This window comes from Lentzea guizhouensis, assembly GCF_001701025.1.
Classification (GTDB): domain Bacteria; phylum Actinomycetota; class Actinomycetes; order Mycobacteriales; family Pseudonocardiaceae; genus Lentzea; species Lentzea guizhouensis.
This window is the reverse complement of sequence record NZ_CP016793.1, coordinates 1394283-1407779: the sequence shown is the minus strand read 5'-3', so window position 1 is coordinate 1407779 and position 13497 is coordinate 1394283. Positions and strand designations below refer to the sequence as shown.

Sequence of the window (13497 nt, the reverse complement as noted above, 5' to 3'; positions counted from 1 at the left end):
CCAGTGAAGATCAAGCTCGTCGTACTCGGCGCGGTGCTCACGCTGACCGCCTGTGGCGGCGCGCAGACCGCGGCGCCCAACGCGACCTCGGACGTCCCGGCGGGCAAGAAGGTCGTCGCGGCGACCGCGTGGGAGGCCGCGCTGGCCAAGGCCGCGGGCGCGACCGACGTGAAGGTGGTCGTTCCGGCGACCGTGGCGCACGCGGCCGACTATGACCCCAAGCCGTCCGACCTCGCCGCCGTCGCCACGGCGGATCTCGTGCTGTACGCGGAGTTCGAGGGGTTCGCGGCCAAACTGAAGGAAGCCGCGGGCGGGTCGGCGAAGGTCGAAGCCGTGAAGCTGGAGAACGCGCCGGACGTGGTGCGTGCCGAGGTGCTCCGCCTGGCGGGCCTGCTCGGCACGACCTCCGCCGCCGAGCAGTGGCTGAGGAAATTCGACACCACGCTGGCCGAGGTCAAGACGCAGGTGAGCGGATCGTTCCCCGGCGGCAAGACGCCGAAGGTGGTGAGTCAGGCGTTCGTCGCCTACATGGCCGCGATCACGGGTGCCGAGGTCGTCGGCACGTTCGGCCCGCAGCCGGTCACCCCGGCTCAGCTCGCGGAATTGGTGGGCAAGCAGCCGGACCTGGTGTTCGACAACGTGCACATGTCCACCGGCACCGTGCTGCCCGGCTCGTCCGCGAAGCAGGTCAAGATCGTGAACTACCCCGGTGCGGACCTGGATCTCCTCGGCGTGTTCAAGTCCAACGCCGAGGAGATCTCCAAGGCACTCAAGGCGTGACGAGTTCCTGCACGGCGCGGCGGTCGACCTTGCCCGCCGCGCCGAGCGGGAGCGCGTCCACCACGATCAGGCGCTCGGGGAACTTGCGCGGTTCCAGGCCCTGCGCCGCCAGATGGGCGGTCAGCTCTTCGAGCGTCGGCGCGGGATCGGCCACGACGCAGGCGCACAGCCGTTCGCCCAGCACGTCGTCCGGCACCGGCACGCACACCACATCCCGCACCGCGGGGTGGGTGGCGAGCAGTGCCTCGACCTCGGCGGGGCTGATGTTCATGCCACCGCGGATGATCACGTCTTTGCGCCGTCCGACGACGTGCAGGTAGCCGTCGGTGTCGATGCGGCCGAGGTCGCCGGTGCGCACCCAGCCGTCCGGCGTGCGGTAGCGCTCGTTGAGCTCGGGTGCGCCGACGTAGCACATCGGGGACATCGGGCCGAGCGAGACGATCTCGCCGACATCACCGGCCGGGACATCCCGCAACGAGTCGTCCACGATCCGCAGCCGGGCCACGGACGGGTTGGGGCGGCCGGCGGTGTCCGCGTGGCTGGGCGGGTCGTTCAGCGCGGTGTGGCAGTTGACGCCGTCCGCCGAGCCATAGACGTTGACCACCGTGCAGCCGAGCGTTTCACGGACGCGCGCGGCGGTCGTGGCGTCGAGGGCGGCGCCGCCCAGTGCCACCACCCGCAGGCTGGTGGTGTCGTACCGGTCCAACTCGGGGCAGTCGACCATCATCCGCAGCATGGTGGGCACCGCCAGCACGTGCGTCGGCCGGGCGCGTTCGATCATCGCCAGCGCCGCTGTGACGTCGAACTTGGGCAGTAGCACCAAAGTGCCGCCGTGCACGGCGAGCGTGACCGACGTGCCGTTGCTGCCGTAGGACGAGGCGAGCGGCACCATCACGTAGTTCCGCAGTTCCGGGGTGTCGCCGATCAGCTCGCCGATGAACCGGCCACGGCCGCCGACCAATGCGTTGTGGGAGTACAGCACCATTTTCGGCGCCGCCTCGGAACCGGAGGTGACCAGGATCCGCGCGGGGCCGTCGGGGTCGGGGGAGGCGGGCTCGAACCGGGCAGGATCGTTGGCCAGCAACGCCGCCACCGGCACGCATCCTGCGGGCACCACACCGTCACCCGCCGCGATGACGGTGCGCAGCTCGGGCAGTTCACCCGCGAGCGCACGGGTGCGCTGGGCGCAGGGGTAGTCGCTGTAGAACGTCGTGGTCACCACGGCGACCGCGCCGGAGCGGCTGAGCAGGCTCGCCGCCTCGCGGTCGCCACGGCCGACCGGATAGGGCAGCGAGATCGCGCCCAGCGCGGCGATCGCGAGGTCGAACGCGCACGCCAGCCTGCCGTTGGGCAGCTGGATGCCGACGACGTCGCCCTGCTCCACACCGATGCCCGCGAGACCCACGGCGAGCGAGCGGGCCATCAGGTCGAGCTCGGCGTAGCTGATCCCCCCGTCCGCGTCGACGATCGCGATGCGGCCGGGACCGGCGAGCACGTGCTCGCGGAATAGCGAGTACAGGTCGCGATCGCGGTAGAGACCGTCGGCGGCCCAGCCGCGCCGGACCTCGTAGGGCACCAGGTCGGCCAGATGCTTCACGACGGGGGTCGCGGCCAGTGTCACAAGAACCTCCACGGGGAGCCGAGTGCGGGACAGCCGCGGTCATCGCGGCCCAGAACGGCGGCGAAGCGGGGATCACCCAGCAGCGCCGCGAGATCAGTGACCACGTCGACACCATCGACACGACCGCCGACGGGGACCCGGAAGCCGGGAGCCGGTCGTTCGCTCGCAGCCGCGAGCAGCGCGCTGGCGGCGCCGAGCAGGCTGCTCTCGACGGCGACGCCATGGCCGGTGATCCGCCGGGTGAGCACGCCGGCGAGCACTGCCTCGGCGCCGATCAGTCCGCCGAGCACGTCCACGAGCGTCATCAGCGACGGCGCGGGTTCCTCATCGGACGGGCGCACGAGCTCGGCCAGACCGGTACGCGCCTGGACCATGAAGTCGGTGCCCAGCGGGACGTCCGGCAGATCGCCGCCGCCCCAGCCGGACGTGTAGGCGTAGACGATGCCGTCCGGCAGGTCAGATGCCGCGAGCTGCCACTTCTCGGCGTTGCCCGGCGCCCAGTTGTGCAGGAACACGTCCGCGTTCGCCAGCTCGTCGCGCAGCCGTCGCCGATCGGCCGGGTCCTTCAGGTCGATCTCGACGGCGCCCTTGCCGCGGTTGAGCGCGAGCCAGCGGGCCGAGATGTCGCGGCACATCGGTGGCATGCCGCGCAGGGGATCGCCGCCCGGCGGCTCGACGCGGATCACCTTGGCGCCCAAGAGACCCAGCAGATGTGCGGCCAGCGGCGCCTGGATCCGCCGGCCCGCCTCGAACACCACCAGGTCCGAGCCGTCCCGCATCGCGTGACCTTCGGTGGGACGAATGCTCCACGGCATGCCGATCGGCTGGATCGGGCTGTGCAACGTGCAGACACTTGCGCCGCTGACCGTTGCGGCGTCAGTGATTTGCGCGAACGTGGCGGCACGGGTCGCGCTGTGCAACGCCTCGGGAATCGGGGCGGTCGCTGTCGCGTAGCGGAACTGGTAGGGCCGCCAGCCACTGCGGATCACCGCGGTGTCGGTGCCGAGCTCTGTCCAGAACGCCGCCCACACCTCGGGCACCAGCGCCTCGACCTCGAATCGCACGCCGTCCGCGCTGACGAACGGCGGGCCGCCGGGCCGCAGATCGACGGCCTCGGCCTCGTCCGCCCCGGCCGCGGCGAGGTACTGCGAGATCGTCAGCAACGCTGCTTCGGCCACGCTGGTCCGTACGCGTGGTTCGCCACGCAGGATCGCGGCCAGCAACCCGGTCATGGCGAGCACGCCGGCCGCCGTGCCGCAGTAGTCGACCCCTATGCCGCGTGGTGAGCCGGAGCGCCTGCCGTGCACGTGCATGACGCCGCACGCCGCTTGGACGGTCGCCTCGTCGTGCAGGCCGGGGACGGTCACCGGTCCAGCCCAGTCGACGGTCACCTCATGCCGATCACCGTTGCGCAGTGTGATGATCGCCTCGGCGGCATTCTCGGTGGAACCGTTGTGGACCTCCGCTCCCAGAGCGCGGAGATGTGCGCGCATCAGGCGTGCTGCCGCGCTCGTGCCCGAGACAGACGCGGTCGCGCCCTCCAGAGCCGAGGCTTGCACTGCTGTGGCTTCCGTCATGACTCAAAGGTCGTACGCAGAGCTATCCGGGTTCCCACGATGGTGTGATGTGTCCATGACAGGTGACAGTCAGTTGCGCCGGTTCGTGGACGACGTCGTCATCCCCGCCGAACCCGAACTGGACGCGGGAGGTGGCCTCGAGCTGCGCAAGCTCGCTCAGGACGCCGGGCTGTGGGCACGGCCGCTACCTGCCGAGCTGGGCGGCGGCGGCCAGCCGCTGGCCGACTACTTCGCGGTGGCCGAGGACGAGGGTCGCAGCGATCACGGCCCGGACGTGGTGGGCTCGTCCAGCCTGCTCACCGTGCGGATGCTCACCGCGCACGCCCACCCAGAGCTGCGGGACGCCGTGCTGACCGACCTGGTGGCCGGACGCGTGCACGTGAGCTACGCGATGACCGAGCCCGGCGTCGCGGGCTCGGACCCCTCCGGGCTGCGCACCGCCGCCGAACGCGGCGCGGACGGCTGGTGGACCGTCACCGGCCGCAAGTGGTTCACCAGCGGCGCCGCTCGGGCGGACCTCGTTCTGGTGGTCGTACGCACCAGCGATGCTTTCTCGATCGTCGCCGTGCCCGCAGGCGGGTTCCGGATCGAACGGGAGCTCGACGTGCTCGGTACCGGCGGGCAGCACGAGATCTCGTTCGACGCCGTCCGGGTACCGCCGGCGCACCTGATCGGTGAGCCGGGACAGGGCATGCGGCTCGCCGGCGAACGCCTCGCGCTCGGGCGCACGCTGCGGGCATTGCGCTGGATCGGCCAGGCGCAGCGATGCCTCGACCTGCTCGCGGACCGGGCGGTGTCCCGGGCGCTCGGCGACGGCGTACTGGCCGATCAGCAACTGGTGCAGCGCCTGGTCTTCGAGTCCGAGCTGGAAGTGCGGTCGGCGCGACTGCTCGCCCGCGAGGCAGCTGGGTTGGTCGCTGCCGGAGAGCGTGCCCCGGTCGAGGTGAGCCTCGCGAAGGTCGCCGCCGCACGCGCGCTGAACACGGCGGTCGACGCCGCGATCCAGGTCTACGGCGCGGAAGGTCTCACCGCGGCAACGGGTCTGCCCCGGCTGCTGCGCGTGGCACGGGCCGCCCGCATCCTCGACGGCGCGGACGAGCTGCACGTCACCACGACCGCGCGTCGGTTGCTCACCAGGCGTCAGGCAGCACCAGACCGGTGACGATGGCGGCGCCGAGGAACGTGAAGAAATCGCCCCACACGACCTTCAGCCCGGTCATGCCGTCGTACTCGGCACCTTCCGGCAGAGTGCGCAGCAGTCGTTCGCCCTCTTCTCGCCGGCCTGCCTTCAGCAGTGCGACGGCGGCGATCGCCAGCGCCGAACTGTCCTCTGTAGACACGTTCCGGTCGGTGCGAGGGTCGGTGAGCAGCAGCCACGCCTTGCCTCGCGGCCAGTCCGGATCGAGACGCGAGTGCGCGTCCCGGTGATGGCGGGCGATGTCGCGATGGCCGTGAGCGTCGAGTAGTGGCACAGCCCCGGCGGCCCCGTCCGCGCGGACGGGTGGGCCGTCGGCGGCGAGCGCGGTGCCCCACGGGATCGCGCCCAATTCCGGATCGAAGCCGCTCGCGAGGCTGTCCGCGACCTTCGCCGTGCTGGAGCGTGGTGCGATGAGGCCCAGCCGTTCCGCGCCGCTGCCGTACCAGAAGATCATGCCGCGCAGCACCGTGTCCGCGTCCGCCCACACGTCCAGCCGGTCCCGTGCCGGTGCGACGTCCCCGGTTCCGGTGGCGAGCGCGCGCAGGGTGAGCAGCCCCGCCCAGAACCCGCCCGTCCACGACCCGCGGGCGGAGGTCCTCCAGTGTCCATTGTGGAGGTAGAGCGGGCACCTTTCCCCGGCAGCGGCTTCGGTCTCGTCGACCTGGTCGCACATCCGGCGCACCAGGTCGTGCGCCCAGTCGTTCACACCGTCACCGCGGTACGCCGGGTGAGCAGGAACGCGATGCCGGCCGCCACCGCGAACGCCACGCCGACGGTGACCCACAGCCAGGGGTAGCCGGCCTGGTGCACCACGAGACCGGTCAACGGTGGCCCGGCGGCGAACCCGCCGAAGAACCCGGCCGACGCTACCGCCGCCGCCCGCCCGGCGAGCTTCTGCGGCACCGCCCGCATCACCGCCACCATCGACACGGCGTTGCCCGCCACCGCGAACACGCCGATACCCGCCGCGCCGAACCACACGAGCCAGTGCGCCTGGTCCGCCAGCGCCACCACCGCCACCGAGGCGACGGCACCCAGTCCCAGCAACGGCAACACGGCAGCGGGATCGTCCGCCTTGCCGGCCGCGCCGCTCCACCACACCCGGCCCGCGATGCCGACCAGTCCCATCACCGCGATCAGCCAGGCCGCGACCGGCGCGGACAACGCCAGCCGCTGCACGCCGTACAGGGCGAAGAACGTGTTCACCGACGCCAACCCGAACCCGAGCGCCAACGAGAACGCCGCCAGCGCACGCACCCGGTCACCGGCCCTGCCCGCCGGCCCGCTCTTCGCAGGCGGCACCGGCAGCGTGAGCCGTGCGGTCGCCGCAGCACCCACCAGGCACAGCACCGCGAGCACCCCGACACCCCAGCGCCAGTCCGCCACCGCAGCCGCCCCCGCGAGCGGCACACCAGCCACGAACGCGCCCAACTGCACGCCGGACTGCTTCCACCCGGTCACCGACCCGCGGTGCTCCGGTGCCACGACGGCCAGGATCACCTTGTTCGTGGCCGGGTTCGCCAGCGCCTGTGGGATACCCCCCAGCGCCACACCCGCCGCGATCCACCACGGCGATCCGGCGACCGCCAGCACCGTCAACGCCACCGCGCTCACCAGGAACAGCCCGACGAGGCTGCGCTGCGGCCCGACCCGGTCCACCAGGGACCCGGCGGGCAGCGACAGCAGCGTCGCCACCCCGAATCCCGCCGCGACCAGAGCGCCGAGCTGCCACTCGGCCACCCCGAGCTCGGCGACCAGCACCGGACCCAGCGCGCCCAGCACGAACAGTTGCAGCATCGACACGGCCATCGCGGCCGTGGACACCGCGGTCACGACAGTCCTCACCCTCGAATGGTCGGATGTCGGGGCAGGGAAGTTCCAGGTGAACCAGGACACCGCGCGGCTCGTACTTCTCGAATGTGAGAATGCTGCGCTGCGACGACGCCGAGATCACCAGCCAAGCGCTCCGCGCGGGCGCCGGCGACCGTGCCGCCACGGAGGCGTTCGTCCGCGCCACGCAGGCCGACGTGCGGCGATTCGTCGCCTATCTGGCCGGCGACGTGCGGCTCGCGGACGACCTCGCGCAGGAGACCTACCTGCGGGCGTTGCCGGCACTGGCCCGCTTCGAACACAGGTCACCGGCCCGTGCGTGGCTGCTGTCGGTGGCGCGCCGGGTGGTCGCGGACCACATCCGGTCTCTGCGCGCCCGACCTCGCCCGCACAACGGCTCGGACACCGTCGACCAGGTCGATCCGGGCTTCGCCGAGGTCGTGCTCAACGAGCTGGTCGGCGCGCTCGACCCCGAGCGGCGCTCGGCGTTCGTGCTGACCCAGCTGCTGGGGTTGTCCTACGCTGAGGCCGCCGAAGTCTGTGGTTGCCCGATCGGAACGATCCGCTCGCGGGTGGCCCGAGCACGCGAGGACCTGGTGACAGCGATCCACGACGACCGAACCGGCCGTCGCGTGTCCTGACTGTGCAATGCGGCAAGGCTTGCTGGAAATGGTCGGCGCTCCGCGGTTCGGTGACGCCATTCAGCATGTCTGCAGCGGCATCGCTGCCATGACGGCGTGGACCACCAGCGGTTCTGCTCGGCGTATCGAATTCAGATGCGGCAACGCGATTGCCGCCAGCATGATCGTGACGACCCAGCGCGGCGCGAGGCTCTCGATCCTCCCGTCATCACGGCAGCGCAGGCAGCGGTGCCGAATCTACGCCAGTCCGCATGCTCGCCGGGACGGACCAGCACCGCACCGGCGGGATCGACGCGGTAGATGTCGAGAAACTCCTTGTCATCGATGACCCGCGTCGTGATAGGGACATCCGCCAGCGTGCTGACGTCCGGCATCGCTTCCGGACCCGCTGGCAGAAGCATGCCCTTGCCAGTCGAGTCCAAAGTAGAATCCTGGGGCGCAGCCACAGGTGCGGCGCGGTGACTGGGCGGTGCGGTCAACACGTACTCGGTGACCAGTACCTCTTCAGGGTGTCGGCCGGAGCGTCGCTTGGCGTGGTCATCGCGCTCACGATGGGAAGCGCGCTCATGGTCGGCCTCGGCGTGACCGGAGCGGCCTTCGCCGGGCCCCTGCTCAGCCTGGCCACGGTCTTCCTGATGGCGCAGCGTGCACGACGGCAGCAGCCTCGTGCTCGCCGGGGTCGCGATCGGCACGCATGGAACGCGGCGACGAGCTACCTGCAGCTGCAGGCGACCCGGCCGAGATGCGGCGCGTGACGCACGTGCCCTCGCCTCCTGGGCGGAGGCGAGGGCACCTCGGCAGCGTGGTGGTTGTCGGAGCACCCACTGCCAGCCTGCGGGAATCTACTTCGAGGGCGCGACCAGTCCGGAGCCGCCGACGCGGGCGGCGTCGAAGCGGCGAGTCACGTCGGTCCAGTTGACCAGCGACCACAGCTTCTGCACGTAGTCCGGCCGCACGTTGCGGTACTGCAGGTAGTAGGCGTGCTCCCAGGCGTCGAAAACGAGCACCGGAGTGGTGTTCATGCCGACGTTGCCGTGGTGGTCATAGACCTGCTCCACGATCAGCCGCTGCGACAGCGGCTCCCATGCCAGCACGCCCCAGCCTGAGCCCTGCACCAGCGAGGTCGCGGCCGACAGCTGCTTGGCGAACGCGTCGAACGACCCGAAGTGCTCGTCGATTGCCGAGGCCAGCTCGCCGTCGGGCCGGTCGCCACCGTCGGGGCTCAGATTGTCCCAGAACATCGTGTGCAGGACGTGCCCGGACAGGTTGAACGCGAAAGTCTTCTCCAGGCCGACGATGCCCGAGAAGTCGTCGTTCTCGCGGGTCTCGGCGAGCCGCTCGAGCATGTCGTTGGCGCCCTTGACATAGGCCGCATGGTGCTTGCTGTGGTGCAGCTCCAGGATCTCCCCGGTAATCGCGGGCTCGAGTGCCGCGTAGTCATAAGGCAGGTCCGGCAGCACGTACTGGCTCATCAGCTCTCCGGGATCACTTCGTGGTGGCTTGTCGCCAGCTTCTCGTAATAGCCAATCTCTTGCAACTGTTTCTTGTGTTGTGAGGCGGACGCCAAGGCGGGTGCGGATGCACGAATACGACCTCGCGGCCGTCGACGCTTTACAGCTCGCCTCGCTGGTCACGCCACTGGAGAGCTTCGATCGGCGATGCTTCGTCGACCCGCCGTGGCATGAGCAAGAGGACCGGTTCGCGGCCTGCCCTGCCGTGCCCGGCGTATACGGGACGGTTGCGTGGAACCGCGACGCGGTCGGCAGTGTGGGCTTCGGATGGCTGGATGCGGACGAGGTGCCGGAAGGAGCGTTCTCCGCCCACGTGTCGGCGCGGTCGATCCCGCCGAACACCAGCTGTTGAGGTCAGCGGCCTTCGAGGTCCGTCAGGCGACCCGAAGGCACGTCAAGTGGCAAAGCGGGGAGGGTCGTCGCAGTTCACGACGTGTTGGTTGTGAATAACCGGGTAGGTGCTTACCGTGGTGGACACCCGCTGTGCGGCGGGTTGCGGGTCCGGGTTGAAGCAGGCAGCCGGGACGCGCAGTGCGCAACAGGGAAGAGCACGCGATGGATGCTCCGTTCCGGCACGATGTAGCACCCTGCACCGTCGAGGCTCAAGTGCGTGACTGTGTGCCTGTCGTCGTGATCGGCGGAGAGATCGACACCAGCAACGACGCCGAGATCAGTCGCGTGATCGGCGCCCAGCTCGAACCGCGCATGCCGCTCGTGGTCGTCGACTTGCGCAAGGTTCGTTTCCTTGGCTCGGCTGGCGTGAGATTGCTCTTGGAGAATCATCTGCTCGCGCGGAGCGTCGGCACCACGTTCATCGTGGTGGCTGACCATCGTGTTGTGCTGCGCCCGCTGGAAATAACCGGGCTTGATCATATCGTGGAGTTGCACTCAGGGTTTCCCGAGCTGGTTGACCACAGCTCGCCGTAGGCGTTGTCACATCGACAGCGTGTAGCAGCGGAGTCCTGCGGTAACCCAGATTCTGTCGTGCTCGGCCAGATCGCGTAGGGGAAGGTTCGGGCCATCCAGCCTGCGGGGTCCGGGGACAACGTCAGCGCGACGGTTGCGTGAAGAAGCTACGGGCGGTTGTGCCAGTGGCGTGGTGTGAGACATCATCCGAGGTCGCCCCCGCACCGCGCCCGCTGCCGTACTCCCTTCGCTATGCGCTTGTCTGGTTCTTGAGAGGCCGTCCGTCCATTTATTGCGAGCACACCCCACTCGGCGCGTAGGGCTTGCAGCGCCTCATGGCAGCCTATTGATCAATCAGCCCTGACCAGCGCGCCTCGCGGGGAGATTCCAACCAGAAGGTCCGCCTTCTGGACCTGGGTAACGCCCCAGCCGGTTGACGCCGACCGTGCCTCGGCCTCGATCACGGTGCAGCCGCGACGAGCGGAGGACGGACAAGTCCGTGCTGGCGACATCGACATCGACAAGGCACAGCCGACCGAAGCAGTTGCGGCGATAGAGGTCGAGGGATCCCTCGCCAGCCCGTTGACGATCAGGAGAATGTCGTCTAGCTCGTCCTAGTCGACGTCATGCAGCGACGCGTACCACGAACAGCACCGCGAGCATCAGCGGACGACCGCAGGTCCATCAGAGTTCGGGCATGTGGTCGAAGTTCATGCCGTACAGACCGACTCCCATGGTCGGCAGCGCGATGATCGCCACCCACGTGGAGATCTTGCGCGTATCGCCGTTGAGCTGAGGCGTCACCTGGCGGACGTGGCTCTCAGCAACGTCGCCGGCAGTTGGTCGAACCGGGCGGTCCGCTCTGAAACCGTGGTCAGGTGGTCCTCGACGTCTCGAAGGCTGGACGGCACCTGATCGGGCACTGACGGGTTCGTGCCCTCGACAAAGCGGTGCACGGGTGTCGACAGCGGGGTCACCACCCGGCGCAGTTCGAAGATCTCGGCGCATCAGGTACGTCTGCTCCGCGCCGATCTGTCGCGGGGCGCGAACACGAGGGACTTCATCATGTCGATGTCTCCTTCGCACGCGTCGGTGGCGGCCAGGTACTCGTCCATGACCCGGTCGGCGATCGCGTGCAGCACCGTGACGGGCCTACCGGCAGGCGTTCCGTCTCGGATTCGAGCTCGGTTGGCAGGCCGCGTGCAGTCCGCCACGGTCGCGAGGGCCACCTGCAGGTCGATCACGCGGCCAGGTCACCCGGCGTGTGACGGCTGGGGAAGGTGTACCTGAATGCGCTGACAATTTTTACGCGATTTTTATGCCTGAGCGCTCCTGTCTTTACCTCGGTCGGACTTCGCGGGAAGTTGACTCCCTTCCAAATGACTGACCATCAGCGCGGGGGAACCGGAATGACCGACACGTCGCAGTACGCGATACCTGAACGCGTGGACAGCCCGGTGCGACCGGCTGCGCCCGCGACGGGGCTGGGGCGGTGGCTGTTGCGGCATCGGGTGCAGCCCGTGGTAGGTCCGGGAAGCGGTGAGGCGCACGCCGAGCCGCAGTCGTGGTGGAAGGTGATGTGCCTGACCGGCGTGGACTACTTCTCCACGCTGTCCTACCTGCCCGCCATCGCGGCGCTTGCGGCGGGAGCGGTCTCGCCGTTGGCAACGTTGCTGATCGTCGCTTTGACGCTGCTGGGGATGCTGCCGATGTACCGGCGCGTGGCGAAGGAGAGTCCGCACGGGCAGGGCTCGGTGGCGATGCTGGAGAACCTGTTGCCGTTCTGGCGCGGCAAGCTCTTCGTGCTGGTGTTGCTGGGGTTCGTGGCCACGTCGTGGATCATTACGATCACGCTGTCCTCTGCGGACGCGACTGTGCACCTGCTGGAGAATCCGCTGGCTCCGGACTTCCTGCACGGCCATGAGGTCACGGTGACCGTTGTGTTGTTGCTGGTGCTGGGCGGGGTTTTCCTGCTCGGGTTCAGCGAGGCGGTCGGTGTGGCGATTCCGCTGGTGGCGGTGTTCCTGCTGTTGAACGCCGTGGTCGTGGTCGCGGGCGTGGCACAGGTGCTGTCCGAACCGGTCGTGTTCGACCGGTGGATGGAGGCGTTGACCTCAGGTGGAGGCGGGCTGACCGGTGTGGTCGGGCCGGCGATCCTGGCGTTTCCGTTGCTGGTGCTGGGGTTGTCAGGCTTCGAGACCGGCGTGAGCATGATGCCTTTGGTGGCCTCGAAGGGAAAGACCGCCGAGGAGCGGCTGCAGGACCGCGTGCGCAACACCCGCAAGCTGCTCACGGCCGCCGCCCTGATCATGTCGGTGTACCTGATCGCCACCAGCTTCGTCACCACCGTGCTGATCCCCGCGCAGGAGTTCCAGCCGGGTGGTCAGGCCAACGGCCGCGCGCTCGCGTATCTGGCCCACGAATTGCTCGGTGAGGGCATCGGCACCGCCTATGACGTCAGCAGCATCCTGATCCTGTGGTTCGCGGGCGCGTCTGCGATGGCGGGTCTGATCAACATCGTGCCGCGCTACTTGCCCTCCTACGGCATGGCACCGGAGTGGTCGCGCGCGGTGCGGCCGGTGGTGATCGTCTACACCGCGATCTGCATCCTGGTCACGATCGTTTTCAACGCCGATGTCAACGCCCAGGCGGGCGCCTACGCCACGGGCATCCTGGCCATGATGGTGTCCGCGTCGATCGCGGTGGCGATCTCCGCGATGCGGCGCCGCCAGCGGGTGGCCGCGGTCGCGTTCACCGTGCTCACGCTCATCCTGCTCTACGCGCTGGTCGAGAACGTGATCGAGAAGCCGGACGGCCTCACCATCTCGCTCTTCTTCATCCTGGGCATCATCGCGATCTCGCTGGTCTCCCGGGTCACCCGTACCACCGAGCTGCGGGTCGAGCACATCGAGCTGGACGAGGCCGCCCGCCGGTTCGTCACCGACACGCTCGCCCACGACGGCGCTGTCACCTTGATCGCGAACCGTCGCCAGGCAGGCGACGCCGCGGAGTACGCGGAGAAGGAGGCCGAGCAGCGCGGGATGAATCCCGTGCCCGGCACGGCGGACGTGATGTTCCTGGAGATCGACGTGGTGGACCCGTCCGACTTCAGCGAGGTGCTGCACGTGCGGGGAGTGGAGGTCGACGGACATCGGATCCTGCGGGCCGACAGCCCCGCCGCACCCAACGCCATCGCCGCCATCCTGCTCGCCCTGCGCGATGCCACAGGTGTGCGACCGCACTGCCACTTCGCCTGGAGTGAGGGCAACCCACTGGGGCACCTGTTCCGCTACCTGCTTCTGGGCCGAGGCGACACGGCTCCGGTGGTGCGGGAGATCATCCGGACGAGTGAACCCGATCCCGAGCGGCGGCCCGGCATCCACGTCGGAGGGTGAGCACAATGACGGACATGGACGACTTGACGGAGCTGCGG

At 69.3% G+C, this 13497-nt stretch carries 14 protein-coding genes; 6 read left to right on the top strand and 8 right to left on the bottom strand.

The features are described from left to right. Positions 1 to 3: 3 nt before the first annotated feature. The gene (locus tag BBK82_RS07210; protein ID WP_065914311.1) at positions 4 to 780 is read left to right on the top strand and encodes a metal ABC transporter substrate-binding protein; all 777 of its coding nucleotides are present in this window, start codon (positions 4 to 6) and stop codon (positions 778 to 780) included. Here BBK82_RS07210 and BBK82_RS07205 read toward each other — a convergent pair. Together BBK82_RS07205 and BBK82_RS07200 are read right to left on the bottom strand one after the other, a co-directional pair. Then, a complete protein-coding gene (locus BBK82_RS07205; protein WP_237048062.1) occupies positions 770 to 2401 on the bottom strand; it encodes an AMP-binding protein in 1632 nt (543 codons plus the stop codon). The genes BBK82_RS07210 and BBK82_RS07205 overlap by 11 nt on opposite strands. Then, positions 2398 to 3894, bottom strand: coding sequence for a CoA transferase (locus BBK82_RS07200; RefSeq protein WP_154697128.1), 1497 nt, complete (start codon positions 3892 to 3894; stop codon positions 2398 to 2400). The genes BBK82_RS07205 and BBK82_RS07200 overlap by 4 nt, the downstream gene beginning before the upstream one ends. A 139-nt stretch (positions 3895 to 4033) precedes the next feature. Here BBK82_RS07200 and BBK82_RS07195 point away from each other — a divergent pair, with 139 nt between their 5' ends. Beyond that, on the top strand, positions 4034 to 5140 hold the full coding sequence (locus BBK82_RS07195; protein WP_065914309.1) for an acyl-CoA dehydrogenase family protein: 1107 nt from the start codon (positions 4034 to 4036) through the stop codon (positions 5138 to 5140). On the opposite strand, the gene BBK82_RS07190 is transcribed toward BBK82_RS07195, so the two are convergent. Continuing rightward, positions 5109 to 5882, bottom strand: a complete 774-nt coding sequence (locus tag BBK82_RS07190) for a hypothetical protein (RefSeq protein WP_065914308.1) — start codon at positions 5880 to 5882, stop codon at positions 5109 to 5111. The two genes, BBK82_RS07195 and BBK82_RS07190, sit on opposite strands and share 32 nt — an antisense overlap. Next, complete coding sequence (locus tag BBK82_RS07185) at positions 5879 to 7021, bottom strand: MFS transporter (protein ID WP_218920592.1); 1143 nt, start codon at positions 7019 to 7021, stop codon at positions 5879 to 5881. Before BBK82_RS07185 ends, BBK82_RS07190 begins: the two co-directional genes overlap by 4 nt. A gap of 80 nt (positions 7022 to 7101) precedes the next feature. Between BBK82_RS07185 and BBK82_RS07180 the strand changes: the two genes are divergently transcribed. Beyond that, entirely contained in the window at positions 7102 to 7647 is a 546-nt protein-coding gene (locus BBK82_RS07180; protein ID WP_065914307.1) for a sigma-70 family RNA polymerase sigma factor, read from the top strand. A gap of 131 nt (positions 7648 to 7778) precedes the next feature. On the opposite strand, the gene BBK82_RS49860 is transcribed toward BBK82_RS07180, so the two are convergent. Further along, on the bottom strand, positions 7779 to 8339 hold the full coding sequence (locus BBK82_RS49860) for a hypothetical protein (protein WP_154697127.1): 561 nt from the start codon (positions 8337 to 8339) through the stop codon (positions 7779 to 7781). 150 nt (positions 8340 to 8489) lie between these two features. Next, positions 8490 to 9119 (bottom strand): superoxide dismutase, encoded by a 630-nt coding sequence (locus tag BBK82_RS07170; protein WP_065914305.1) that lies wholly within the window; start codon positions 9117 to 9119, stop codon positions 8490 to 8492. A gap of 106 nt (positions 9120 to 9225) precedes the next feature. Between BBK82_RS07170 and BBK82_RS07165 the strand changes: the two genes are divergently transcribed. Both BBK82_RS07165 and BBK82_RS07160 read left to right on the top strand, forming a co-directional pair. Next, positions 9226 to 9510 (top strand): hypothetical protein, encoded by a 285-nt coding sequence (locus BBK82_RS07165; protein ID WP_154697126.1) that lies wholly within the window; start codon positions 9226 to 9228, stop codon positions 9508 to 9510. Between the two features lie 203 nt (positions 9511 to 9713). Beyond that, complete coding sequence (locus BBK82_RS07160) at positions 9714 to 10085, top strand: STAS domain-containing protein (RefSeq protein WP_154697125.1); 372 nt, start codon at positions 9714 to 9716, stop codon at positions 10083 to 10085. Between the two features lie 663 nt (positions 10086 to 10748). On the opposite strand, the gene BBK82_RS56185 is transcribed toward BBK82_RS07160, so the two are convergent. Together BBK82_RS56185 and BBK82_RS55725 are read right to left on the bottom strand one after the other, a co-directional pair. Beyond that, on the bottom strand, positions 10749 to 10868 hold the full coding sequence (locus tag BBK82_RS56185) for a CorA family divalent cation transporter (RefSeq protein ID WP_335618053.1): 120 nt from the start codon (positions 10866 to 10868) through the stop codon (positions 10749 to 10751). 203 nt (positions 10869 to 11071) lie between these two features. Continuing rightward, complete coding sequence (locus tag BBK82_RS55725; RefSeq protein ID WP_257785438.1) at positions 11072 to 11206, bottom strand: hypothetical protein; 135 nt, start codon at positions 11204 to 11206, stop codon at positions 11072 to 11074. Between the two features lie 267 nt (positions 11207 to 11473). Here BBK82_RS55725 and BBK82_RS07150 point away from each other — a divergent pair, with 267 nt between their 5' ends. Then, positions 11474 to 13459: an APC family permease gene (locus tag BBK82_RS07150; protein WP_065914301.1), complete on the top strand. Its 1986-nt coding sequence runs from the start codon at positions 11474 to 11476 to the stop codon at positions 13457 to 13459. Positions 13460 to 13497 lie beyond the last annotated feature (38 nt).